At 72.4% G+C, this 23,973-nt stretch carries 23 protein-coding genes; 9 read left to right on the top strand and 14 right to left on the bottom strand.

Annotated features, from left to right (window positions below):
- Positions 1-3 precede the first annotated feature (3 nt).
- The 4 genes from ABIH81_RS18320 to ABIH81_RS18305 are packed head-to-tail and all read left to right on the top strand — an operon-like array spanning position 4 to position 3,410.
- Complete coding sequence (locus tag ABIH81_RS18320; RefSeq protein ID WP_128138132.1) at positions 4-951, top strand: sugar ABC transporter permease; 948 nt, start codon at positions 4-6, stop codon at positions 949-951.
- On the top strand, positions 941-1,783 hold the full coding sequence (locus ABIH81_RS18315; RefSeq protein WP_013287328.1) for a carbohydrate ABC transporter permease: 843 nt from the start codon (positions 941-943) through the stop codon (positions 1,781-1,783). Before ABIH81_RS18320 ends, ABIH81_RS18315 begins: the two co-directional genes overlap by 11 nt.
- A complete protein-coding gene (locus ABIH81_RS18310) occupies positions 1,780-2,700 on the top strand; it encodes an ROK family protein (RefSeq protein WP_349876110.1) in 921 nt (306 codons plus the stop codon). The genes ABIH81_RS18315 and ABIH81_RS18310 overlap by 4 nt, the downstream gene beginning before the upstream one ends.
- Entirely contained in the window at positions 2,697-3,410 is a 714-nt protein-coding gene (locus tag ABIH81_RS18305) for a putative N-acetylmannosamine-6-phosphate 2-epimerase (RefSeq protein WP_349876109.1), read from the top strand. Before ABIH81_RS18310 ends, ABIH81_RS18305 begins: the two co-directional genes overlap by 4 nt.
- Positions 3,411-3,559: 149 nt before the next feature.
- On the opposite strand, the gene ABIH81_RS18300 is transcribed toward ABIH81_RS18305, so the two are convergent.
- The 8 genes from ABIH81_RS18300 to ABIH81_RS18265 form a co-directional block, all read right to left on the bottom strand.
- Positions 3,560-4,276: a VOC family protein gene (locus ABIH81_RS18300; RefSeq protein ID WP_349876108.1), complete on the bottom strand. Its 717-nt coding sequence runs from the start codon at positions 4,274-4,276 to the stop codon at positions 3,560-3,562.
- Positions 4,277-4,366: 90 nt separating this feature from the next.
- Positions 4,367-4,960, bottom strand: coding sequence for a nucleotidyltransferase family protein (locus ABIH81_RS18295; protein WP_349876107.1), 594 nt, complete (start codon positions 4,958-4,960; stop codon positions 4,367-4,369).
- 140 nt (positions 4,961-5,100) lie between these two features.
- Entirely contained in the window at positions 5,101-6,774 is a 1,674-nt protein-coding gene (locus ABIH81_RS18290) for a bifunctional 3'-5' exonuclease/DNA polymerase (protein ID WP_349876106.1), read from the bottom strand.
- 133 nt (positions 6,775-6,907) lie between these two features.
- The gene (locus ABIH81_RS18285) at positions 6,908-7,858 is read right to left on the bottom strand and encodes a carbohydrate ABC transporter permease (RefSeq protein WP_349876105.1); all 951 of its coding nucleotides are present in this window, start codon (positions 7,856-7,858) and stop codon (positions 6,908-6,910) included.
- Between the two features lie 13 nt (positions 7,859-7,871).
- Complete coding sequence (locus ABIH81_RS18280; protein ID WP_349876104.1) at positions 7,872-8,813, bottom strand: sugar ABC transporter permease; 942 nt, start codon at positions 8,811-8,813, stop codon at positions 7,872-7,874.
- A gap of 22 nt (positions 8,814-8,835) precedes the next feature.
- Positions 8,836-10,248 carry an N-acetylglucosamine/diacetylchitobiose ABC transporter substrate-binding protein gene (gene ngcE, locus ABIH81_RS18275; protein WP_349876103.1) on the bottom strand — a complete coding sequence of 471 codons (1,413 nt, stop codon included), beginning with the start codon at positions 10,246-10,248 and terminating at the stop codon, positions 8,836-8,838.
- A 23-nt stretch (positions 10,249-10,271) separates the two neighbouring features.
- Positions 10,272-11,021 carry an SIS domain-containing protein gene (locus ABIH81_RS18270; protein WP_120569015.1) on the bottom strand — a complete coding sequence of 250 codons (750 nt, stop codon included), beginning with the start codon at positions 11,019-11,021 and terminating at the stop codon, positions 10,272-10,274.
- Entirely contained in the window at positions 11,018-11,965 is a 948-nt protein-coding gene (locus ABIH81_RS18265) for a MurR/RpiR family transcriptional regulator (RefSeq protein ID WP_349876102.1), read from the bottom strand. The genes ABIH81_RS18270 and ABIH81_RS18265 overlap by 4 nt, the downstream gene beginning before the upstream one ends.
- Before the next feature lie 157 nt (positions 11,966-12,122).
- Here ABIH81_RS18265 and ABIH81_RS18260 point away from each other — a divergent pair, with 157 nt between their 5' ends.
- Positions 12,123-13,112 carry a BadF/BadG/BcrA/BcrD ATPase family protein gene (locus ABIH81_RS18260; RefSeq protein WP_349876101.1) on the top strand — a complete coding sequence of 330 codons (990 nt, stop codon included), beginning with the start codon at positions 12,123-12,125 and terminating at the stop codon, positions 13,110-13,112.
- A gap of 119 nt (positions 13,113-13,231) precedes the next feature.
- On the opposite strand, the gene ABIH81_RS18255 is transcribed toward ABIH81_RS18260, so the two are convergent.
- The 3 genes from ABIH81_RS18255 to ngcE (ABIH81_RS18245) form a co-directional block, all read right to left on the bottom strand.
- Positions 13,232-14,005 (bottom strand): carbohydrate ABC transporter permease, encoded by a 774-nt coding sequence (locus ABIH81_RS18255; protein ID WP_221488571.1) that lies wholly within the window; start codon positions 14,003-14,005, stop codon positions 13,232-13,234.
- A gap of 128 nt (positions 14,006-14,133) precedes the next feature.
- A complete protein-coding gene (locus tag ABIH81_RS18250; protein ID WP_013287344.1) occupies positions 14,134-15,042 on the bottom strand; it encodes a sugar ABC transporter permease in 909 nt (302 codons plus the stop codon).
- Positions 15,042-16,457, bottom strand: a complete 1,416-nt coding sequence (ngcE, locus tag ABIH81_RS18245) for an N-acetylglucosamine/diacetylchitobiose ABC transporter substrate-binding protein (protein ID WP_349876100.1) — start codon at positions 16,455-16,457, stop codon at positions 15,042-15,044. Before ngcE (ABIH81_RS18245) ends, ABIH81_RS18250 begins: the two co-directional genes overlap by 1 nt.
- A gap of 163 nt (positions 16,458-16,620) precedes the next feature.
- On the opposite strand from ngcE (ABIH81_RS18245), the gene ABIH81_RS18240 reads away from it, so the two are divergent.
- On the top strand, positions 16,621-17,988 hold the full coding sequence (locus ABIH81_RS18240; protein ID WP_349876099.1) for an acyltransferase: 1,368 nt from the start codon (positions 16,621-16,623) through the stop codon (positions 17,986-17,988).
- Positions 17,989-17,991: 3 nt separating this feature from the next.
- On the opposite strand, the gene ABIH81_RS18235 is transcribed toward ABIH81_RS18240, so the two are convergent.
- Complete coding sequence (locus ABIH81_RS18235; RefSeq protein WP_349876098.1) at positions 17,992-19,287, bottom strand: aminotransferase class III-fold pyridoxal phosphate-dependent enzyme; 1,296 nt, start codon at positions 19,285-19,287, stop codon at positions 17,992-17,994.
- A 129-nt stretch (positions 19,288-19,416) separates the two neighbouring features.
- On the bottom strand, positions 19,417-20,103 hold the full coding sequence (locus ABIH81_RS18230) for a Tat pathway signal sequence domain protein (protein ID WP_349876097.1): 687 nt from the start codon (positions 20,101-20,103) through the stop codon (positions 19,417-19,419).
- 352 nt (positions 20,104-20,455) lie between these two features.
- Between ABIH81_RS18230 and ABIH81_RS18225 the strand changes: the two genes are divergently transcribed.
- From ABIH81_RS18225 to ABIH81_RS18215, 3 genes are all read left to right on the top strand, one after another.
- Positions 20,456-21,208 carry a TetR/AcrR family transcriptional regulator gene (locus ABIH81_RS18225; protein WP_349876096.1) on the top strand — a complete coding sequence of 251 codons (753 nt, stop codon included), beginning with the start codon at positions 20,456-20,458 and terminating at the stop codon, positions 21,206-21,208.
- Between the two features lie 183 nt (positions 21,209-21,391).
- Positions 21,392-22,021 (top strand): DUF6230 family protein, encoded by a 630-nt coding sequence (locus ABIH81_RS18220; RefSeq protein ID WP_349876095.1) that lies wholly within the window; start codon positions 21,392-21,394, stop codon positions 22,019-22,021.
- 1 nt (position 22,022) lies between these two features.
- A complete protein-coding gene (locus ABIH81_RS18215; protein ID WP_349876094.1) occupies positions 22,023-22,583 on the top strand; it encodes a DUF6114 domain-containing protein in 561 nt (186 codons plus the stop codon).
- Between the two features lie 4 nt (positions 22,584-22,587).
- Here the strand turns inward: ABIH81_RS18215 and murD are convergent, their stop codons facing one another.
- Positions 22,588-23,934: a UDP-N-acetylmuramoyl-L-alanine--D-glutamate ligase gene (gene murD / locus ABIH81_RS18210; RefSeq protein ID WP_349876093.1), complete on the bottom strand. Its 1,347-nt coding sequence runs from the start codon at positions 23,932-23,934 to the stop codon at positions 22,588-22,590.
- Positions 23,935-23,973: the final 39 nt, after the last annotated feature.

The raw sequence follows: 23,973 nt of genomic DNA, 5'->3' as shown, positions 1-23,973 counted from the left end.
ATCATGACCCAGACGGACACCAGGGTGGGCCCGGCTGCTGCCGGGCCCGCCCCGGGCCGGGCCCGGCCGTTCTGGACCACCCGCCGCCGGGACCAGCTCACCGGATACCTGTTCATCACCCCGCAGCTGCTCGGCAGCGTGGTCTTCGTGATCCTGCCCCTGGTCCTCGTGGTCTGGTACAGCCTGCACGAGTGGAACGTGCTGGCCGGCAGCTTCGACTACATCGGCACCGACAACTACGCCGCGCTGGCCGACGACCCCAACCTCGGCCCGGTGCTGCGGTCGACCGGCCTGTTCTCGGTCGGCCTGGTCGTACTGAACCTCGGCCTGGCGTTGCTGCTGGCCGTCCTGCTCAACCAGAAGCTGCGCGGGACCATCGTGTTCCGCACCCTGTTCTTCTCCCCCGTGGTGGTCTCGCTGGTCGCGTGGACCATCGTCTGGGGCTTCCTGCTGCAGGACAACGGCGGCGTCAACGGCCTGCTCGACACGCTCGGCGTCGACGGCCCCAACTGGCTGCGCGGCGAGGGCACCGCGATGCTGTCGGTGATCGTCGTGCAGGTGTTCAAGAACGTCGGCCTGAACATGGTGCTGTTCCTGGCCGCCCTGCAGGGCGTGCCGGCCGAGCTGTACGAGGCCGCCGAGGTGGACGGCGCGAGCCGGATGCGCCAGTTCTGGCGCATCACGGTCCCCCTGATCAGCCCGACGATCATGCTCACGTCGATCATCACGGTGGTCGGCTCGTTGCAGGTCTTCGCGCAGATCGCGGTGCTGACCCAGGGTGGGCCCGGCACCTCGACCACGGTGCTCGTCTACTACCTCTACCAGCAGGCCTTCCAGTTCCATCACTTCGGCTACGGCGCCACGCTGTCGATCCTGCTGTTCGTCATCGTGCTCGCGCTGACCGTGCTGCAGTGGCAGATGCGCAAGAGGTGGGTCTTCCATGAATCGTGACCTGTCCCGGCGGACCAAGCTGGTGCTCTACGGGGTGCTGATGGTCCTGGCCGTTCCGTTCGTGTTCCCCACCTGGTGGATGGTCACCTCGTCGCTCAAGCCGGTGGCGGACATCTTCTCCTTCCCGCCACAGCTGCTGCCGACCGATCCGCGGCTGGACGCGTACCAGCGGGTGTTCGAGCTGCAGCCGTTCGGGCAGCAGTACCTCAACAGCCTCTACATCGCGCTGCTGGTCACCGTCGGCACACTGGCCGTGGCGTCGCTGGCCGGGTACGCGTTCGCGCGGATCCGGTTCCGGGGGCAGAACGTGCTGTTCCTGGTCGTCCTCGCCGGCCTGCTCATCCCGAGCGAGGTGACGATCGTGCCGCTGTTCCAGATGTTCTTCAAGCTCGACCTGATCGACACCCACTGGCCGCTGATCCTGGTGCCGATCTTCGGGGCGCCGAGCGTGCTGGCGACGTTCATCATGCGGCAGTTCTTCATCAGCCTCCCCGGGGAGCTGGAGGAGGCGGCCCGGGTCGACGGACTGGGACGCTTCGCCACGTTCTGGAAGATCGCGCTGCCGCTGTCCCGGCCCGCGCTCGGCGCGGTGGCCATCTTCACGTTCCTGCACAGCTGGAACCTGTATCTGGAACCGATCGTGTTCCTGTCCTCGCCGGACAAGTTCACCCTGCCGCAGGCGCTCACCCAGTTCGTCGACGCGTACGGCGGTCCGATGTGGGACGTCCAGCTCGCGGCGGCGTCGATGACCGCGCTGCCGGTGCTGGCGGTGTTCGTCATCGCGCAGAAGCAGTTCGTCGAGGGCCTCGCGCACACCGGTCTGAAGGGATGACCGAGCCGGTCGTCGGGATCGACATCGGCGGCACCAAGACCGCCGCCGCCCTGGTCGATCCCGGTGCGCGGGTGCTCGGCCGCCGCGAGGCGCCCACCCCCGCGCACGGCGGGCCGGCCGCGGTGCTGGACACCGCCGCCGGCCTGGCCGCGGACCTGCTCACCGCCGCCGGCCACGGGCCGGTCGGGGTGGGCACCGCGGGCACCGTCGACCCGGCGACCGGCACCATCCGGTACGCGACCGACAGCCTGCCCGGGTGGGCCGGCACCCCGGTGGCCGACGAGCTGGCCGCGCGGCTGGGCCGGCCGGTGCGCGTCACCAACGACGTCGGCGCGGCGGCGCTCGGCGAGTGCTGGGCCGGTGCCGGACGGGGCCGGGGGCACGTGCTGCTGGCCGCCGTCGGCACCGGGCTGGGCGGCGCGATCGTCCGCGGCGGGCGGGTCGAGGGCGGCGCCCGGGGCGCGGCCGGTCAGCTCGGGCACCTGCCCGTCCCGGGCGCGCACCGGCTGCGCTGCGGCTGCGGCCGGTACGGGCACCTGGAGGCGATCGCCTCCGGCACCGGCCTGGCCGCCGCGTACGCGCTCACCGGCGGTGACCCGGTCACCGGCCGGGAGGTGGCGCGACGCGCGGCGGCCGGCGACGAGACCGCCCGGCAGGTCGTCGACCGGGCCGGCGCCGCGCTGGGCGCGGCACTGGCCGGGCTGGTCGCCCTGCTCGACCCCGAGACGGTCCTGGTCGCCGGCGGCGCCGCCGCCACCCTGCTGCCCGCCGCGACGGCCGCCTACCGGGCGGAGCTGCCCGGCGGCTGGGCGCACGTGCCACTGCTTCCGGCGGCGCTGGGCGCCGACGCGGTGGTGGTGGGCGCCGCCCGGCTCGCCACCGCACCGATCCACCACGACGGAGGAACCATCTCGTGAGTGTCCTGGACGAACTGGCCGGCGGGCTGGTCGTGTCCTGCCAGCCCCTTCCCGACGACCCGGACGACCCGATGCGCGACCCGTACGTCCAGGCCCGTGTCGCGGCCGCCGTGGTGCGTGGCGGCGCGGTGGCGGTCCGGGTCAACGGCCCCGACGACGTGCGGGCGGTACGCGCCGCCGTCGACGTGCCGGTGATCGGGCTGTACAAGCACGGCACGGGAGGCGTGTTCATCACCCCGACCGCCGGGCACGCGCTGGAGGCGGCGCGGGCCGGGTCGCACGTCGTCGCGGTGGACGCCACCGACCGTCCCCGGCCCGACGGCCGGGCCTTCGCCGACACCGTCCGCGCGGTGCACGAGCAGAGCGACGCGCTGGTCCTGGCCGACGTGTCCACGGTGGCCGAGGGCGTCGCCGCCGTCGAGGCCGGCGCGGACGCGGTCGCCACCACGCTGTCCGGCTACACCCCGGCCGGCCCACCGATCGACGGGCCCGACCTCGGGCTCGTGGCGCGACTCGCCGCGCTGCTGCCCGTGCCGGTGATCGCCGAAGGGCGCTACCGCACCACGGAGCAGATCAGCCGGGCCTTCGAGGCGGGGGCCCACGCGGTGGTGATGGGCAACGCCGTCACCTCACCGCTGTGGATCACCCGCCGGCTGGTACCGGCCACCCCCCGGGCGGCGAGCGCGCCGGAGAAGAGGGAGCATCGATGAGGAGAAGAACGCTTCTTGCGACGCTGGACCGGGTCACGGCGGTGCGGGTCGAGCTGCCGTGGGACCGGCTGTTCGAGGTCACGCTGAAGCCGAGCCTGCGGCTGCGCTGACCGGACGATGCGGGTGCGGTCCCCGGGGCCGCACCCGCCTCACCGGGGCGTCAGCAGGCAGAACTCGGTGCCGTCCGGGTCGGCCAGTACCACGTCGCCGGCCGTGTGCCGGCCCGTACCGACCCGCCTCGCGCCGAGCGCGAGCAGCCGGTCGATCTCCGCGTCCCGGTCACCGGCCGCGACCAGGTCCAGGTGTACGCGGTCCCGGCCGTCGCGCTCCATCAGCGGCGGGCCGCTCCAGGTGACCTTCGCGCCTCCGCGCGGCGACTGGATCGCGGTCTCCTCGTCCTGGTCCCAGACCAGCGGCCAGCCCAGCGCCGCGCTCCAGAAGAGGCCGGCGGCCCGCGTACCGTCGCAGTTCACCGCGCCGACCGGGCCGCAGCCGGCGAGGAAGGTGTTGCCCGCCCCGATGACGCAGAGCTCGTTGCCCTCGGGGTCGGCGAGCACCACCTGGTCGTCGTCCGGGCCCTGGCCGATGTCGATGTGCCGCCCGCCCAGTGCCAGCGCCCGGTCGACCGTGTCCCGCTGGGCCTGCGGCGACGCGCTGGTCAGGTCGAAGTGCACCCGGTTCTGCACGGTCTTCGGCGCACCGCTGGGCAGGAACCGGATGCGGAAGTCGCTGTGGGCGTCGGGGCCCAGCGCCACGCCCTCGCGCGGGTCGTCGACGATCTCCCGGCCCAGCACCCCGGACCAGAACCGCGCGAGCCGCCGTGGGTCGCCCGCGTCGAGGCTGACCGCGTACAGGTGAACCGCCATCTGCCCGTCTCCGATCCGCCGCCGTCGTCGTCGGCGACAGGCCGGAGCGTAGGACGGACGGGCCCGGCCGCGCAGCCGGATTTCGGGCCGTCAGGCGCCGACGCGCTGTTCGGGGATGGACAGGCCGTAGAGCGCCATCAGTTCGGGACTGTCGATCCGGCTGCCGTCGGCCACCGAGTCGCACGCGATGTCGACGATCTGGTCCTTGTGCGCCAGCAGGTACGGCCGCGCCCCCACGTCGGCGCTGGCGAGCGTGGCGATGCCGGACCAGTGCCGGCGGCCGAACAGCATCGGGTAGCCGCGCAGCCCGTCGTAGGTGGCGCAGACCAGCACGTCCGGGTACGGCAACGCGGTGACCCGGCGGACCGCGGCGGCGGTGAGCCCGGGCATGTCCACCGGCACCACGACCACCGCCTCGATGTCGTCGTCGGTGAGCGCGGCGAGCCCGGCCCGGATCGAGGAGCCCACGCCGGTGCCCCAGGCGCGGTTGACCACGACGGTGGCGCCGCTCAGGTCGGTGGTCTGCCGCACCTGCTCGGCCGCCGCGCCCAGGACGACCACGACCTGTGCGCAGCCCGCCTCGGTCATCGTGTCGATCATCTGCCTGACCAGGGGCTTCTCGCCCTGGTGCAGCAGCGCTTCGGGTCCGCCGATGCGACGGCCGCCACCGGCGGCGATGATCATTGCAGCGATCCGGTTCAGCGGTGCCCCCTCGATCAGGGGACGGACCGGGCACAGCCGCCCGGTCCGTCCCGTCGTACGCACACCGGGCCCAACGAGCGCGGCCGGGGGCGAGTAGCGGGGCAAAACGGAAAATTGCGTGACTATGCCGCATCCGCGTAGCAGTCCACTGAAGACAGGTCGAGCGGGAACCGGACCGGGGTGTCGCCGAACAGCAGCCTGGTGGCCCGTGCGCCGGCGGCGGTGACCGCCTCGGCGACCGCCGCCGCCTGCCCGGCCGGGCAGTGCACCATCACCTCGTCGTGCTGGAAGAAGACCAGCTCCGCCTCCGTGCCGGCCAGCTCGGTGCGCAGCGTGGCCAGCAGCGTGGAGGCCCACTCGGCGGCGGTGGCCTGGATGACGAAGTTGCGGGTGAAACGCCCCCGCGAGCGGGCCGCCCGGGCCGACGGGCTGTGCGGATCGGCCCCGCCGTCCGGCATCGGCTCCTCCCCCTCGGCGAACCCCGCCGACCCGGGCGGGCAGGTACGCCCCAGCCAGGACCGGACCAGCCCGCCCGCCTCACCGGTGCGCGCCGCCGCCTCGACGTAGCCGAACGCGGTCGGATAGTTCTTCCGCAGCACCGCCAGGGCCGGCACGGCCGCCCCGCCGGTCTGCCCGTACATCGCCCCGAGCAGGGCCACCTTGGCCTTCGCCCGGTCACCGGCGAACGCGTCCCGGGCCAGGGCGGCGTACAGGTCACCGGCGCCGCCCGCCGCGGCCAGCCGCTCGTCGCCGGAGACCGCCGCGAGCACGCGCGGTTCGAGCTGGCCCGCGTCCGCCACCACGAACGTCCAGCCCGGGTCCGCCACCACCGCCTGCCGGATCACCTTCGGGATCTGCAACGCCCCGCCGCCCCGGGTCGCCCACCGGCCGGAGACCACGCCGCCGGGCACGTACTCCGGATGGAACCGGCCGCCGGAGACCCAGGCGTCGCGCCAGGCCCAGCCGTGCGCCGTCCAGATCCGGTACAGCTCCTTGTATTCCAGGACCAGCGGTACCGCCGGGTGCTCCACCCCGCGCAGCACCCAGGCGCGCGTGTTGGGCAGGTCCACGCCCGCGCGGGCGAACGCCCGCAACAGCTCCGCGGGCGAGTCGGCGTGCACCTGGCGTACGCCGAACGCGTCCGCGATCCGGGCCTGCAACTCGGCCAGCCGGCGCGGCGGCCCGCCGACCGGTGACGGCTCGCCGAGCAGGTCGGCCAGGATCGCGTCGTGCACGTCGGCGCGCCAGGGCAGGCCGGCCGCGCCCATCTCGGCGGCCACCAGCGCGCCCGCCGACTCGGCAGCCACCAGGAGCCGGAACCGGCCGGGGTGGGTGGTCGCGGCGATCCGGGCGAGCTGGTCGGCGTACACCCGGGTCAACGCCGTGATGCCCGGGCCCGGCGGGCCCGACGGCGGCTCGAACAGCGCGGCCTGGGCGTGGCCGGGCGGCTCGGGCGGGCGGGGCGCCGGGTCCGGCGGGACCGGCGCGCCGGTGACCCGGGCCCAGGCGGCGGGCAGCGCGCGGGGCTCGCCCCACCGGCCCGCGTGCCCGAGCAGCAGCGCCTCGGTCAGCTCGACGTCGTGGCAGCGGTCGAGCCGCACCCCGGCGCGCAGCAGCGCCGGGTAGACGCCCGCCCAGGCGGCCCAGAGCCAGCGGGGGTGCCCGGCGGCCTCCCGGGCGGCCACGGCGGCGGCCAGGCCGGTCACCTCCTCGGCCGGGCCGGCCGGGGTGCCGTCGGCGTGCAGCGGTTGCAGCACGCCGCCGCCCCGCTCGTCCGCCACCACCGCCACCAGCACGGACGCATTCTGCCCGGTGCCACCGACACGCTCCGCGGGGTAAGGAAGGGCCCCCTATTAACGCCTGCGGTAGCGGAAGGGCCCCTTGTTAACGCTGAGCGTTAACAAGGGGCCCTTCCTTGCACCCGGGGCGCTACTTGCCGACGCCGGCGGTGAGGCCGGACTGCACCTGGCGCTGGAAGACGATGTACACGATCAGCACCGGAAGCATCGCCATCGTGACGCCGGCGAACAGTCCGGACCAGTCGGACTTGTAGCCCTGGTTGACCGACAGCTCGATCAACCCCTGGGCGATCACCTGGTTCTTCGGCTCGCCGGAAACCGACTGCATGAGCAGCGTCGGCAGGTACCACTGGTTCCACTGGCCGAGCACGTTGAAGATGCCGATGCTGATCAGGCCCGGCTTGGCCATCGGCAGCATCACGCTGAAGAACGTACGGGTGTGCGAGGCCCCGTCGACCTGGGCCGCCTCGGCGATCGAGTCGGGCAGCGTCCGGAAGAACGAGTGCATGAAGAAGATCGTGAACGACAGCGACCAGGCCACGTAGACCAGGATCAGCATGAGGTGCTTGTTCGGGCCGAGCAGCGGGAGGCTGACCCCGGTGTTGTAGACGCCCTTGAACAGCGGCACCGCGGCCAGGTAGATCGGCAGCGTCAGCCCGGACAGGAACATCCAGTAGATCAGCCGGTTGCCGCGGAACTCGTACCGCGCCAGGGCGTACGCGGCCATCGAGCCCAGCAGCATCGTCAGCGTCACGCTGAACACGAGCACGAGCAGCGTGTTCAGGAAGAAGCTGTCGATCCCGGCGGTCCAGGCGCGGGCGAAGTTGTCCCACTGCAACGCGTCGGGGATCAGCGACAGCGGTTCGCGGATCACCTCCGAGTCGGTCTTGAGCGCCGACATCACCACCCACAGCAGCGGGTAGACCACCATGATCGCCCAGACCGCGAGGAACAGGTGGGAGAAGCCGTTGAAGATCCGGCCGCCGAAGCCGTCTCCGGCGCCGCGCCGGTCCGCCGGTGGCCGGTCCGGCGGCGCCGTGTCGGACCGGGCCGGGCCGGAGGTGTGGGTCACAGTGCTCATCGTCCAGACCTCCTCAGAACTCGATCCGCTCACGGCGGGTGATCCTCAGCTGGAGCGCGGCCAGCAGGATGGTGAAGATGGCCAGCGCGACGGCGATCGCGCAGGCGTAACCGAACTGACCCTTCTGGAACGCGTTGAACTGGATCACCGAGGCGAAGATCTCGCTGGCGTGGTTCGGCCCGCCCTGGCTCGGCGTCATGACGAAGACCAGCGCGTACATGTCCAGCGCGATGAAGCCCAGATAGACCCAGGCGACCGAGATGCTGTCCCGCAGCAGCGGCAGCGTCACCTTGAAGAACGTGTGGAACCGGCCCGCGCCGTCGAGGATCGCGGCCTCGTAGATGTCCTTCGGGATCGACTGCATCGCGGCGGAGAACAGCACCATGTAGAAGCCGGCGCCGCTCCACACCGCGATGAACAGCAGCCACCAGAGCACCGCCGGCACGCCGAGGAACGGCTCCGGGTCGGCGGTGAAGGCGATCGGGTTGTCCGCGTCGACCAGCCCGACCTTGATGAGCAGGCCGTTGATCAGGCCCTGCCCGTCGGTGCGGTAGATCTGCTGCCACATGACGGCGATGACCACCAGCGACAGCACCTGCGGGAAGAAGAAGATGACCTTGTAGATCCCGGAGCCGAACACCCCGCGGATGCCGGCCCTGTCCTCGCGTCCGCCCACGTTGAGCAGGAACGCGAGGAACAGGGCCAGCGCGATCGTGAACAGCGGCACGGTGACCAGGAAGAACACGTTGTGCCAGAACGCCTTCCGGATCAGCTCGTCGGAGAACAGCCGGACGTAGTTGTCCAGCCCGACGAAGCGCTGAGAATCGGAGTACCCACCCCAGTCGGTGAGCGAGTACCCCGCCGCCTGGGCGAACGGCCACACCACGTAGAACAGGTACAGCGCGACGGGCAGGGCCAGGAAACCCGTGACGAAACGCGCGACTCCGTGCCGCATTGGACTCACTTCCTCGCGGTGATCAGGCGGTGCGGGTCTGCTTCTTGATCGACGAGTCCTTGGCGACCTTGTCGGCGGCCACCTGCATCTTGTCGACGAACTGCTGCGCGGTCAGGCGCCCGGCCATCAGCTCCTCGGAGAGGTTCTGGCTCTCCTTGTCCAGGTCGGCGTAGAAGTCCGGGAACTTCACCGAGATCAGGTCCGAGCTGCCGTTCTTCATCAGCGAGTTCGCCGACGCCAGCGCGGTGTCCTGGACGTTGTCGCCGGAGCCCTTGGTGGAGGCCAGCGACTTGGTCAGCTCGGCGAACTTCGCCGAACCGGCCTTGGAGAGGATGGCCCGCAGGAACTCCTTCGCGGCCTCCTTGTTCGGCGCCTTGCTCGGCACCACGAAGCCCTCGCCGGAGGAGGCGAAGACGTCCTTGGCGGCCTTGTCCCCGCTCTTGCTCCAGTAGTCGGAGATGGTCATCTCGAAGCCCGGCGGGATGGTCGCGGCCATCTCGTTCTTCAGCCAGGTGCCGACCTGGATGAAGGCCGCCTTGCCGTCCAGGAACGCCTGCTGCGACTGGGTGTGGTCGAGCTTGCCCGGCAGCAGCAGCTTGTCCTTGACCAGCTTCTCCCACGGCTCCAGCGCCGCGACGATGCCGTCGGCCTTCCAGGCACCGTCCTTCAGGTTGTCGATGTCGACGACGGCCTGCTTGCCGACCGCCTTCCAGATGCTGGCGAACAGCGCCCAGCGCGGGTAGTAGCCGTGCACCGCGTCGTGCACGTACGGCGCCATGCCCTTGGCCTTGATCTTCGGCGCGAGCGCGAAGAACTCGTCCCAGGTGGTCGGCGCCGTCCACCCCTCCTTCTTGAACAGGGCGGCGTTGTACCAGTTGCCCCAGACCGTGTACGCGACGTTGACCACGTAGAACTTGCCGTTCTGCGTACCGTCGGCGACGGTGCCCGGCAGCAGGCTGTCGGCCACAGTCCCCTCGCTGTCCCAGGCCGGCGCGGTGAGCAGGTCGTCCAGCGGCTCGATCGCGCCCTCGTTGATCAGCGTGCTGCGGTCCATCATGTCGGCGCCCGAGTTCATCACCAGATCGCTCGGCTGCGTCGCCATCTTGGGCTGCTCTTCGGTCTTGATCTTCTGCGTCGAAGACATGTTGACCGTGACGTTCGGGTGCTTGGCGTTGAAGATGACCTTGTCTTCCTTGGCCCACTGGTCGCCCAGGCCACCGTTGAAGACGACCACCTTGACCGCGCTGCCGTCCTTGACGCCGAACGGGTTGTCCTTGCTCTTGGCCGCGCCGCCGCCGTCGGACTTGCTCGGCTCGCTGCCGGCGCACGCGCTCAGCAGACCCGCCGCCGGTACGGCCAGCAGACCGGCCGCCGCGGCGCGCCGCAGCAGGGTCCGCCGGCTGACGTCGCCGAACTTCTCGGGGGAAACCGACATCTTGTCTCTCCTTGTGGGTCGGGTCAGGCGGTCCGCCGGAGACGCCCGGCGTACCGCGACTCGAGGGCGAGGTTGTGCTCGTCCCCACCGGGGACGTTGGCGGAGAGGTAGACAGGGGGTACCTCTCCGGCCTGGTGGAACCGTCGTACGACCTCGGCGGTCAGCAGCTGCGCCAGCAGCGCCGCGGTGACCGAGGAGACCGCACAGACCGCGCCGCCGCCCTCGAGCGGCAGCAGTGCGTCGCCGTACGGCGCGCCGTTGTCCAGCACGACGTCGGCGAGGTCGGCGAGCCGGTGCCCGGAGGGGTGCCGAGGAGCTACCCGGGCGGTGTGCTCGACCGAGGTGACAGCGATCAGCGGATGGCCGCCGCGCTTGACGAGCGTCGCCAGCTCGACCACCGAGCCGTTGATGCCGGACTGCGAGGCGACCACGAACACGTCCCCCGGCTGCGGCGCCGCCAGGGCGTAGAGCTGGTGCGCCACGGCCGGGTCGCGTTCCAGCTTCGGGTCGGCGAGCACGTCGCGGGGCGCGTCGCCGTGCAGCACGAGGTCGTGCAGGGAGAGCCGGTTGGCGGGGACCAGGCCGCCGGCCCGGGCGACCAGTTCGGCGGCGAACGCCTCCGAGTGGCCGGCGCCGAACGCCTGGAGGACGCCGCCCGCACGCAGCCCGGAGGCGATCAGGTCGGCCGCCCGGTCCACCGCCACGGCCTGGCTGTCCACCAGCCGGTCGAGCACCGGGCGGACCGCGTCGGCGTACCGCTGGGCACTGATCATGAGGGGGCCCCCTTCGCGGCCTTGTGCCCGTCGACGGCCTGGGCGGTACGCCGGAAGGCCGCGTGGGCGCGGTCGTGGGTGCGCTGCGCCACCGCGATGTAGAGCAGGTCGAGCACGACGAGCTGCGGGTGCCGGGCGGAGAGCGCGTCCGGCCGGAACGTGGTGGCCTGGCTGGCGGTGACCAGCACGATGTCGGCCAGCTCGGCCAGCGGCGAGCGGGGGAAGCCGGTGAGCGCGACGGTGGTGGCGCCGCGGCTGCCGGCCTCGGCGAGCAGCTCGATCGTCTCCCGGGTCTGCCCGGTGTGCGAGATGCCCAGCGCCACGTCCCCGGCGCCCAGCAGCGCGGCGCTGGCCAGTCCCTCGTGCACGTCGCTCCAGGCCCACGCGGCGACCCCGATGCGGTGCAGGCTGAACTGCATCTCCTCGCCGACGAGCGCGCTGCCGCTGGCGCCGAAGATGTTCACCCGGCTGGCCCCGGCGATGGCCACCGCCGCGCGTTCCACCTCGGCCAGGTCGAGCAGCGCGGCGGTGTCGTGCATGGCCCGCGTGTCGGCGGCCATGATCTGGTCGAGCACCCGGGACAGCGGGTCGCCGGGCTGGATCTCCCGTCCGATGTCGACGGTCCAGCCCGCCGAGCGCGCCCGCCCGGTCTCGGCGGCGATGCCGAGCCGCAGGTCGGCGTAGCCCTCGAAGCCCATCGCCCGGCAGAACCGGGTGATGGTCGCCGGTGACGTGCCGCTGCGCTCGGCCAGCTCGACGATGGTGGCCCGGGCCGCCGCCTCCGGGTCACTGAGCACGTGCTCGGCGACCCGGCGCAGCGCCCCGGTCAGCTCCCCCGTACCGGCCCGGACCCTGGCCAGCACCCCGTCGGCGCCCAGCCGGTCGGCCGGACCGGCATCGACCACCGCGGTCGCCGCGGAAGTCTCCACCTCGTGCTCGGCCATCGGCGGAAGCCTTTCGGAAAAGAGTGTTAACTGTTAGTGGTAAAAGTTCTTACTGAAGGCCCCTCCCTGTCAAGGGCGTGGGCGAAGTTTTCAAACTGTTACCTGGCGCACCGCCGCGATCTTGCGTCCGGCGACGGGGCCGACCAGCATGAGGACCATGTCGGACACCGTCGTGGTCGGCCTCGACGTCGGGGGCACATCCACCCGCGCGACAGCGCTGAGCCTCGACGGCACACGTCTGGGCGCCGGCCGGGCCGGCGGCGGCAACCCCACCAGCCACGGCGCCGAGCGGGCCGCCGCCGAGCTGCTCGCCGCCCTGCGCGCGGCGCTCGCCGACATCGACCCGCTTCGGGTACGCGCCGGCGTGATCGGCCTCGCCGGGGCCGGCCGCCTCCTGGCCGACCCGCACGGGCGGGACGCGTTCGACCACGCGTGGGTCGAGGCGGGGCTGCGCTGCCCGTACGCGGTGCACGGCGACGCCCTGGTCGCCTACGCCTCCGGCACCGCCGCCCCGGACGGCACCGTGCTCGTCGCCGGCACCGGCGCGATCGCCGCCCAGGTACGCGGCCTGCGGCTGGACCGCACCGCCGACGGCCACGGCTGGCTTCTCGGCGACGCGGGCTCGGGGTTCTGGCTCGGCCGCGAGGCGGTCCGTCGGCTGCTGACCGGCCTGGACCGTGCCGACGCCCCCGGCGACCTGGCCCGGCAGGTGCTGACGGAGCTGACCGGCACGGCCGAGGTGGACGATCAGCCGCGCGCCACCGCCGGAGCCGTGGTGCAGGCGGTGACCCGGCGGCCACCGGTGGAACTGGCCCGGCTCGCGCCGCTCGTGGTGTCGTCGGCCCGCGACGGGGAGCCGACGGCGGTCGCGCTGATCGCCGAGGCGGCGGCGCTGCTGGCGGAGAGCGTCTCGCGGATCCGCCCGGCGGACGCGACCGATCCGGTGGTGCTCGGCGGCGGGCTGCTCACCGGCGACACCCCGCTGGCCGGTGCGGTCCGCGCCGAGCTGGCCGGACGGTGGCCGGGCGCACCGCTGCACAGCGCCGGGGACGGGGCCGCCGCCGCGGCCTGGCTCGCCGCCCGCGACCTGCCCGAGGTGACCGACCCGGCGGCACTGCACGCCCGCCTGGTCCCCCCGCCCGCCTGACCCGACCGACCCGCCCGGCCGTCCTGGCCGCCCCGCCGCGTGGTTCGGCGGCGTTCGGTGCGAGCCGGGTTCTCCGGCTGATCAGTATCGGTCTTGCGGGGTACTGCCCGGCAACCTCCTCACTTGAGCTGCCCGGCGGTCAGTCCGGACTGGACCTGGCGCTGGAACGCCACGTACACCACGAGCACCGGCAGCACCGCGATGGTCAGGCCGGCGAACAACTGGGCGTAGTCACCGGCGTAGCCCTGGCTCACCGCGAGTGAACTCAGCCCCTGGGCGAGCATCCGGTCCTGCCCGTCGCCGGGCAGGAGCACCTGCGGCAGCAGGAACTGGTTCCAGTGGCTCAGGAAGTTGAAGATCCCGACACTGATCAGTCCCGGTCGAGCCATCGGCAGCATCACCCGGAAGAACAGCCGGAAGTGCCCGCAGCCGTCGATCAGCGCGGCCTCCGCCACCGACGTCGGCAGCGTCCGGAAGAACGCGGTCAGGAAGAACACGGTGAACGGCAGCGAGTACGCCGTGTAGACCAGGATCAGGCCCGGCCAGGTGCCGAGCAGGCCGACGCTGCGGACCACGAAGAACAGCGGCACCAGCGCCAGGAAGACCGGGAACATCATGCCGCCGACGAACAGGTAGTAGACCACCTGCCGGCCGCGGAACTCGTAGCGCGCGAAGACGTACGCGGCGGTGGCGCCGAGCAGCATGGTCAGGCTCAGCGAGCCGGCCACCACGACCAGGCTGTTGAAGAAGAACCGGCCGATGTGGGCGCTGGTCCAGGCGCGCGACCAGTTGTCGAACCGCAGCGCCTCGGGCAGCCCCCACGGCTCGGCGATGATCTCGCCGTTGCTCTTGAGCGAGCTGAGCACCATCCAGGCCAGCGGCAGGACCGTCATGGCCGCCCAGAGCAGCAGGAATCCGTGCGAGAAGACGTTCGCCACGCCCAGCTCGCGCCGCGGCGGCCGGTCGGCAGGGGCGGCCGCGCGGGTCGCGTCGGCGGCCGGGGCGCCGGTGTCCACCGTGGTCACGAGTACTCGATCCGATCACGCCGGGCGGTGCGCAGCGCCAGCACCGCCACCGAGAGGGTCAGGAAGAACATCGCCACACCGATCGCCGAGGCGTACCCGAACTTGTTCTCGCTGCCGAACGACGTGTCGTACATTCGCAGCCCGATCACGTCGGAGGAGAAGTTCGGCCCGCCGTTGGTCATGAGCTGGACCAGGATGAAGCCGTCCAGCGCCGCGATGGCGAGGTAGATCCACGCGACCTGGATGGTGTCCCAGAGCAGCGGAATCGTGATCTTCCGCAGCATCGTGGTGCGGGACGCGCCGTCGAGCAGCACCGCCTCGTAGATGTCACGCGGGATCGCCTGCATGGCGGCGCCGAAGAGCACCACGTAGAAGCCGACGTTGCTCCACACCATCACCGCCAGCACGCACCAGAACGCGAAGCGCGGGTCGCCGAGCCAGGCCGGGGTGGCCAGCCCGACGGCGCGCAGGGCGCCGTTGAGCAGGCCACTGGTCGGGCTGTAGATCTCCTTCCAGAGCAGCGCGATGATCACCACCGAGAGCACCTGCGGGAAGAAGTAGACGAGCCGGTAGACCGAGGTGCCCCGCACCCCAGTCACCCCGGCCCGGCCCTTGCGTCCGCCCATGGTGAGCATGCTGGCGAAGAACAGGCCCAGCCCGATCGTCACCACCGGCACCACGGCGAGCAGGATCGCGTTGTTCTTCAACGCGTTCCACACGTACCCGTCGTGCAGCAGCGTGCGGAAGTTCGCCATGCCGACCGGGTCGGCCTGCGCGGAGTAGCCCATCCAGTCGGTGGTGGAGATCTGAAAGGCCTGGAGGTACGGCGAGAGCACGAAGATGCCGTACAGCGCCAGTGGGGGCAGCAGGAACGTGAGGATCAGGGGGAGGCGGCCCTGTCGCATCACGCCGACCGCTTGTACTTCTTGACCGAGCTGTCCTGGGCGATCGAGTCGGCGCCCTTCTGGCACTGGTCGAGAAACTCGGCCGGGGAGATCCGGCCGCTGAAGAACTCGCCGCAGGCCGCGTCGACCAGGTTGCGCTCCAGCTTGCGGTAGTAGTTGTTGTAGACCCAGTTGAAGCCGTTGGACCCGGACGCGTCGAGCGCCTCGACCACGGTGCTGAGCCCGTACGGCAGGTCGATGCCCTCGGTGGCGCCGGCGACCACGGGCAGGCTGGCGACCTTCCGGGTGAAGTCCTGGGCGCCCTTGCGGGACAGCATGGTCCGGAAGTACTCCAGGCCACCGGCGACGTTGCGCGCCTTCGCCGGCACCATGAACGGCTCGCCCGCGGTGCCGCGGATCGCCTCGTACGGCAGCTTGTCGCCGCTGCCCAGGCTCGGCGTCGGCGCGACGGTCATGTTGAAGCCGGGCGGCGTGACGTCCTTCTGCTCGCTCTCCAGCCAGGAGCCGCAGGAGATGAACGCTGCCTTGCCCTGGCACCACGCGGTCTGCGACTGCTTGTGGTCCAGGCCCGGGGAGCCGTCGAGGATGAACTTGTCCTTGACGATCTGGTGCCAGGCGTCGGCGGCGGTCTTCATGGCGTCCGACTTCCAGGCATTGGGCTCCAGGTTGTCGATGGCGAGCGCGACGGACGGGCCGCCGAGCTTGATCGCGGTGGAGATCAGCGGCCAGCTCATGTAGCGGGGGTGCACACCGGCGTACGTCCAGGGTGCGATGCCCGCGGCCTTGATCCGGCGGCAGAGCGCGATGTGGTCGTCCCAGGTCTTGGCGTCCTCCCAGCCGCGGTCGGCGAACAGCTTGGTGGAGTGCCAGATGCCGTAAACCGTGTAGGTGTAGTTGAGCACCAGGAACCGGCCGTCGTAGGAGCCGACCTCGACGGTGCCGGGCAGCAGCGTGTCCTTGACCGTCTTGCCGGGCGTGTCGAGGCTCGGCGCGGCGAGCAGCTCGCCCAGGTCGGCGAGCGCGTTCTGGGAGACCAGGCCGTTGAAGTCGATCTGACCGGCGCCGGAGTTGTTCACCACGTCCGGCGGGCTGCCGTCGACGAAGCGGGGCTGCAGCGTCTTGCTGATCTCCGCGGTGGCCGAGTGCTTGATCTCCGCCTTCGGGTAGCGCTCCTTGTACATGGCCTCGTGGGCCTTGGCGTAGTCCTCCCCGAAGCCGCCGTTGAAGATCACCACCTCCAGCGGGGCGTCCTCGGCCACGCCGAGCGGGTTCTGCTCGCTCTTGGTGCCCTTGTACGCGCCCTTGTCGCCCTCGTCGCCGCCACCCGAGGTGGCGCAGCCGGCGAGCAGCCCGGCGGCGGGGGTGGCCAGCAGACCGGCGGCGGCGCTGCGCCGTAGGATCTCACGCCTGTTCATCGCATCTCCTCGGTCCGGGTGCGCGCGGTGAGCACCCTGTCGCTTGTCTTCACAAGACGCATTTCCAATGAAGAATTTCTACGACAGTGCGACGGGGACCACAAGACCTCTCGACCGATCCGTTATCCGTACCGGTCGGTGCCGGCTGGCCTAGCCTGACCTCATGCGCCGCCTGCGGCAGCTCGCGCAACGCACGCCGCCGGGGCGCGAGCGCTACATCGACCTGCTCCGGGCGCTGGCCATCACCATGGTCGTGCTCGGCCACTGGGGCGTCACCGCCATCGGGTACGACGACGGCCGCCCCGCCGGCCACTCGGCGCTGGCCGACCTGCGCTGGGCCTGGCCGCTGACCTGGGTGGCCCAGGTGATGCCGGTGTTCTTCCTGGTCGGCGGCTACGCCAACGCCGCCTCACTGGCCTCCTACCGGCGCCGGGGCGGATCGGCGGCCGGATGGCTGGTGGACCGCAGCGCCCGGCTGGTGCGGCCCACCACCGTGTTGCTGCTGGTCCTGGCCGCGGGCGCGGGGATCGCCACGCTGCGCGGCGCCGACCCGGCGCAGGTGCGCACAGTGGTCTGGTTCGCCACCATCCCGCTGTGGTTCCTGGTCGCCTACGTCGCGGTGGTCGCGCTGACCCCGCCGATGTACGCGCTGCACCGCCGGTTCGGGCTCGCCGTGCCGGTGGCGCTCGTGGTCCTCGTGGCGCTCGGCGACCTCGCCCGGCTCCTCGGCCCGGCCGCACTCGCGAACGGCAACTACCTGTTCGGCTGGCTGGCCGTACACCAGCTCGGTTTCGCCTGGTACGACGCGGGGCGCACCGGCACGCGGGGCCTGTTCCGCCGCGGGCTGCCGCTGTCCGGCCGGGCCGGCGCGCTCCTGCTCGGCGGCGGCCTGGTCGCGCTGGTGCTGCTCACGGCGGTCGGGCCGTACCCGGTGGCGATGCTCCACGTGCCCGGCGAGCGGCTGGACAACGCGGCGCCGCCGAGCCTGGCGCTGATGGCCGCGGCCGCCGCCCAGCTCGGCCTGATCCTGCTGCTGCGGCGCCCGGCGGGGCGCCGGCTGCGCCGGTCCGGCCCCTGGCAGGCGGTGCTCGCGGTCAACGCGGTGGTGCTCACCCTCTTCCTCTGGCACCTGACCGCCGCGGTGCTGCTCGTCGGCCTGCTGGACGCGCTCGGCGCGCTGCCCACTCCCCCGGTCGGCTCGGCGGCCTGGTGGGCGTGGCGCGTACCGTGGCTGCTCGCGCTGGCCGCGGTGCTGGCCGTGCTGGTCGCCGTCTTCGGCCCGGTCGAGGCCCGCACCCGCCGCCCGCCCGCGACCGGGCCGGCCGGGGCGGGTGGCCGGCGGCTGCGCGCCGGCCTGGCCGTGGCCGGGTACGCGGGCGTGCTCGCCGGCCTGCTGCTGAACAGCCTCGCGCCCAAGACCGCGCCGGAGCCGCTGGGCCTGCCCGCCCCGGCGCTCGTGGCGTACCTGGCCGGGGCGGGTCTGCTGCGGCTGCTCAGGTCCGGACGGGCGGGACGGCACCGGCCGGGATGACGATCACTCCCCGATCGAGGTACGGATGCCCTCGACCATGATCGCCAGGCCCTCCCGGGCCTCGTCCTCGGTGAGCGTCAGCGGCGGGCCCATCCGGATCACGTTGCCGTACAGCCCGCCCTTGCCCACCAGCAGGCCGCCGGCCCGGCACGCCTCGAAGACGCGGGTGGTCAGCGCCGCGTCCGGCTCGACGGTGCCCGGATGGACGAACTCCACGGCGAGCATCAGGCCCTTGCCGCGTACCTCGGCGACCTGGTCCAGCCCGGCGGTGGCCGCGCGCAGGCCGTCGCCCAGGATCGCGCCGACCCGGGCGGCGTTGCCCTGCAGGTCGTGGTCGAGCAGGTAGTCGAGCACCGCGTTGCCGGCGGCGGTGGAGATCGGGTTGCCGCCGAACGTGGAGAAGCTGATCGCCGGCACCGACTCCAGCACCTCGGCCCGGCCGACCACCCCGGCGAGCGCGAAGCCGTTGCCGATGCCCTTGGCGAAGGTGAGCAGGTCCGGCGTCACCCCGTGCGCCTGGTAGCCCCAGAGGTGCTCGCCGGTACGGCCCCACCCGGTCTGCACCTCGTCGCTGATCAGCAGGATGCCGTGCTCGTCGAGCACCTTCTTCCAGGCGGCGAAGAGCCCGTCCGGGCCGTGCACGAAGCCGCCCACGCCCTGCACCGGCTCGGCGATCAGGCAGGCCACGTCGCCGGCGGTCTGGGTGGCGAGCACCTCGCGCAGGTCCTCGACCGCCGCGTCGGCCCGGTCGGCGGCGTCGAGCCGGGCCAGCAGCCCGCGCAGCCGTTCACCGGAGTGCAGCCAGGCCACCTGCAACGGGTTCAGCGGGCTGGCCGACCAGCCGCGGTTGCCGGTGACGCCCATCGTCGCGTACGACCGGCCGTGGTAGCTGTTGCGCACCGCGAGGATCTGATGTGAGCGCCGGTGGTTCGTGGCGACCAGCAGCGCGGCCTCGTTCGCCTCGGTGCCGGAGTTGGTGAAGAAGACGCGGGCGTCCGGGATCCCGGAGAGCCGGGCGATCTTCTCGGCCAGCTCCACCTGCTGACGAATCAGGTAGAGCGTCGAGGTGTGCACGAGGCCGGTACGCAACTGCCGTTCGACCGCCTCCCGGATCTCCGGGATGTCGTGACCGACCATCGTGGTCAGCACGCCGCCGAAGAAGTCCAGATAGGTCCGGCCGGCCGCGTCGGTGACCCGGCGGCCGGAACCGGCGACGAGTTCCAGCGGTTCGGCGTAGTAGAGCGGCATCCAGGACGGGAGCACGGCCCGGTGCCGGGCCAGCAGGTCGTCGGAGGTCATCGGCGCACCCTTCAGCGGCGGTAGGTCTCCGCACGCTGCCACCACGGTGAGGCGGGGACAAGTGCCACAGCCGCGCGACCGCGGGCCGGCGCCCGGCGAATCGCCGCGCACCGGCCCGAGAGCCGGGTGTCAGTTGACGTAGACCGCCGGGCTGCCGGTCTTGCTGGTGTCCTTCACCGGCGAGTACGTCGCGGTGAAGTACGCGGTGCCGAAGCAGAGCGACGGGCCGGAGAACTTGGTGAGCGGCTGGTTGGTGAAGCTGATCGAGTTGGTGGCGTTGGACGCCGTTCCGGTGAGCGAGTTCGTGCTCGTCCGGTAGACGCAGGTGATCGTGCCGAGCAGCGAGTTGAGCACGACGGTGCTCTGGATCGGCGCCGCCGCCGTCCCGGAGATGGTGACCACGCCGGCGCTGGTCACCGAGGTGGTGTAGGGCAGGTTGTTGACCGTCACGCTCTGCACGCCGGTGGTGCCGAAGACGTTCGTCGTGCAGCTGGAGAACGACTGCGCGGTCAGGCTCTCGGTCGCGGTGCCGGGGGCGGCCGGGTTGGTCAGCACCTTGGCGCTGAAGCTGGACGCCGCGCACTTGATGCCGGTGGTGCCGCTGGTCGAGGAGTAGAACGTGGCGTTCGTACCGCTGCGCAGGCTGGCCTGGATGACGTCGCCCACCGACACGGCGGTGCCGGCGACGGTCGGGTAGGTCAGCACGGCGCTGGCGAGCGCGGTGGTGCGTGCGGCGGTGGCGGGGGCGGCGCCGACCAGACCGGTCAGCAGCGCCAGGGCGGCGAGGCCCGCGCCGATACGTCCGTACCTGGGCATGGTTGTTCCTTCCGGCGGTGGGACGGGAATCGGTGCCGGCGGCGTCCGGGGTGGACGGAGCCGGTGGGTACGGCGGCCGGGACGGGGCCGCCGGTGGTGGTGGTGGTGCGCCGCTTCGGCCTCAGCGGGCCGGGCGGCGTGGCGCAGTGCGGCGTCGCCGCGTCACCTCGGTCTCTCCGGCCTTGGGGGGACCGGTACGCGCGGCGATAATGGCAGCCATCCGGCCCTCCTTCGACGCGTTCGGGTGACCGATGAGGAGAGATCACCAGCGGTGACGGGACGTGAACTGAGCGTGTCGAAAGTTATAAACCCCGGAGGGTCGTAAAGTCAACGCATCAAGAAAGGTCGATGAGTGACAGTCCCGAGCCCGCCGTCGCCGGCGCCCGTGCCCCTGCCGGGCGCCCGCCACGGCCGCGACCCGGACCGCGCCATCAAGCGCGGCCCGCGCCGCGTGCCGGCCGAGGAGGTGGCGGCGACCCAGCGCGACCGCCTCTTCGACGGGCTGGTCCGGGAGGTCGCCACCCGGGGGTACGACAACGCCCGGGTCAGCGACATCTGCCATGCCGCCGGGGTCACCCGGCCCGCGTTCTACGCGCTGTTCAGCGGCAAGCAGGACGCGTTCCTGGCCGCGTACCGGCACGGCATCACCGTGGTGTCGCACCTGATGGAGGACGCCTACCGCGACGCCGGACCGGACTGGCCGGAGGCCGCCCGGGCGGCGCTGCGCACGCTGCTCGACGTGCTGGCGAGCGTGCCCGCCTTCGCCCGGATGGCGCTCGTCGAGGTGGACGCGGCCGGCCCGGACGCCCGCCGGGAACGCGACGCGCTGCTGCGCAGCTTCCGCCGGTTCTTCGCCGGCGCCGGGCCGGATCCGGCCGACGTGGACCGGGACGCCCTGTTGTGCACTGTGGTCGGGGGCATCCACGCCACCATCCGTGAGCGGGTGGCGCAGGGGCGGGCCGAGGAGCTGCCGCTGCTGCTGCCGGCGCTCACGTACGCGGCCACCGCCCCGTTCCTCGGTACGCGGGAGGCGGGCCGCGTCGCCCGGGCGGCCCGGGACGACGGCCCGGCCGCCACCGCGCCCTGCGCGCCCGGCCAGCCCTGAGCGGTGGAAAACCGCAGCGGTTTTTCACTTTGGCCGCTTTTGGCAAATGCCGCCCAACGTTCTGCCACAGGCAGTTGACCGCCCCTTTACTCAGCGGTAACTTCGGCCTGCGTCCCTCGGCGCGCACATCCTGCGAAGCCAATTCACATCGTCGCAGATGAATTGATCTCGAAAGGGGCCGGCATGCCGGAGCAGATCGAGCAGATCGAGACCGATCAACCGAGAAGCGGCGTGCGCTGGCGCCGGTTCGCCGTCACGCTCGGCGCCGTGACGGCCGGCGCGGCCGGCATGGTGGTGCTGACCGCGCAGGGTGTGCTCGGCGCGCAGTTCGCCATCTCGGGCATGCCGTTCACGGTCACCGCCGACAAACTGGAGGGCACCGGGTTCGAGCAGTTCGCCACGCTCGACCAGATGATCCCGGACAGCCCCAACCAGGGCGACACCGGCGGGCAGGTACTCGTGATCGTCTCGGCCATCGACAAGGCCGAGCTGACCAATCTCTGCCAGAGCATCAATCTGGGCGGGACCAACCTGCGGATCACCGCCGGCAATTCCGGTAAGCCGGTGACCGCCCGCACGCTCGTGGTCGACGGCGACGAGATCGCCGGTAACGCCTCCTTCAAGAACATCGACGTCGGGCAGGACGCCAGCACCGTCGACAAGGTCCCCGGGGTCAAGGGCAACCCGGGCGTGTTCGCCCAGCAGGCCGACACCGTGACCATCACCAACCTGCGGCAGAACAACTACGCCACCACCGCCGCCGTCTTCACGCTGCCCAACCTGCGCATGGGCTTCAGCTCCGAAGGGTGCTGACGTGACCGCAGGACAGCACCCGGCGCCCGCCGCCGGCGTCCGTGCACGCTGGCGGCGCTGGCGCCGGGCGCGGCCGTTCACCGCCGGGCTGCTCATCGCGCTCGGCGGCGCGGAGATGCTCGTGACGCTGCGCGCGCCGCTCGGGGTGCTGCTGCACGTCGGGCCGCAGGGGCTGGCCGCGTACCTGGTCCCGGCCGTCCTGGTCATCTGCGGCGTGCTGCTGATCACCACGCCGCAGCAACGCGTCTTCTACGCGGTGCTCTCCCTCGTGCTCGGGCTGGTCTCCTGGCTCACCTCGAACCTGGGCGGGTTCCTGATCGGCATGCTGCTGGCGCTCGTCGGCGGCGCGCTCGCGTTCGCCTGGACGCCGGTCAAGCGGCGCCCGGCCCACGCCGGACCGCAGGCGACTCCCGCCGAGACGGCGCCCGCTGGTCCGGCGCCCGCTGGTCCGGCGCCCGCGCCGCGCAAGCCGGCCGACAGCTCGGCGCCCACGGAGTCCCTCGACGCGATCCTGTCGGGCGAGCCGGGGCCGCCGGGGAACGCCCGGATGGAACGCGGCTGACCGCTCAGCGGGCGGTGTCGGCCACCGCCTGCGCGAACACCTCGGAGCGGTGCTCGAAGTTGCGGAACCGGCCGTAGCTCGGCGCCGCCGGGGACAGCAGCACCACCCCGCCGGCCGGGGTCAGCTTGCGGGCCAGCCCGACGGCGGCGACCAGGTCGTCGGCCAGCTCGGTACGCACCGACGGCAGCCCGGACAGCGCCTCCACGATGCGGGGGCCGCTGTCCGGTACGCCGATCACGGTGATCTCCCGGTCGGCCAGGTGCGCGCGCAGCGGGCTGTAGTCCAGCCCCCGGTCGGCGCCGCCGACGATCACGGTCAGCGGCCGGCCCTCGTACGCGTCGATCGCGTGCATGGCCGCGTACGGGCTGGTGGCGAGCGTGTCGTCGACGAACGTGAGCCCGGACGGATCGGCGATCTCGGTGAGCCGGTGCGCCAGGCCCTGGAACTCCGCGACCGCCACGGCGAGGCTGTCCTTGCGCGCCACCACGTCGACGCCGAGCGCGTCCAGCACGGCCAGCGCGACGCAGAGGTTGCCCTCGTTGTGCCGGCCGACCAGCGGCAGCACCGCGCGCGGGAACAGCGGCGTGTCCCGCAGGTGGAACCACTGCGTGCCGTCCGGTCCGCTGGCCACGTGCGTGGTGTCCGGCGAGCCGGCCCGGACCACCGCCCGGTCGCCCAGTTCCGCCGCCAGGCGCGGGTCGGCGCCGTTGACCACCACGGCGTGCGGGCCGTGCGCGATCAGGTTCAGCTTGTCCCGGTAGTACTCCCGCTCGCCGCCGTGCGCGTCCAGGTGCTCGGGGAACAGCGCGGTCACCACCGCCACCCGCGGCGAGTCGGTCAGGTCGGAGCACTGGTAGCTGGACAGCTCCAGCACGTACAGCTCCGCCTCGGGCAGGTCCAGCAGCGGCACCCCGATGTTGCCGCCGAACACGTTCGGCCGGTCCATCGCGGTGAGCAGGTGGCTGATCAGGCTGGACGTGGTGCTCTTGCCCTTGCTGCCGGTCACCCCGACGGTCCGGTCCGCGTGGTCGGCCATCCACAGCGCGCTGCCCTGCGTGACGGGCACGGACCGGCGGCGCAGCTCCACCATCCACGGGTGGGTGTTCGGCACGCCCGGCGAGCGGACCACCACGTCGGCGGCGGCCAGGCGCTCGAAGCCCTCCTCGCCGGTGACGAGCGGCGCCGCCGCGGCGAGCGGGCCGTCCCAGGGCAGCGTGAGGAAGTTCGCGCTGTCGTCGACGACGACCAGGCCGGCCGGCCCGTGCGCGGCGATCGCGGTCACCGCGGCCCGGCCCTCGCGGCCGGCGCCCCAGACGGCGACATGACGTCCGCGCAGATCAGACAGGCGCACGGGCTCTCCTCGGACTCGGTCGACGCACGGCGGGCAGGG

The sequence above is a fragment of the Micromonospora sp. HUAS YX12 genome (genome assembly GCF_040215685.1).
In the GTDB taxonomy this organism is placed as follows: Bacteria; Actinomycetota; Actinomycetes; order Mycobacteriales; family Micromonosporaceae; genus Micromonospora; species Micromonospora tulbaghiae.
The sequence above is the reverse complement of the archived record's forward strand: the minus strand, read 5'-3'. Positions and strand labels throughout refer to the sequence as shown.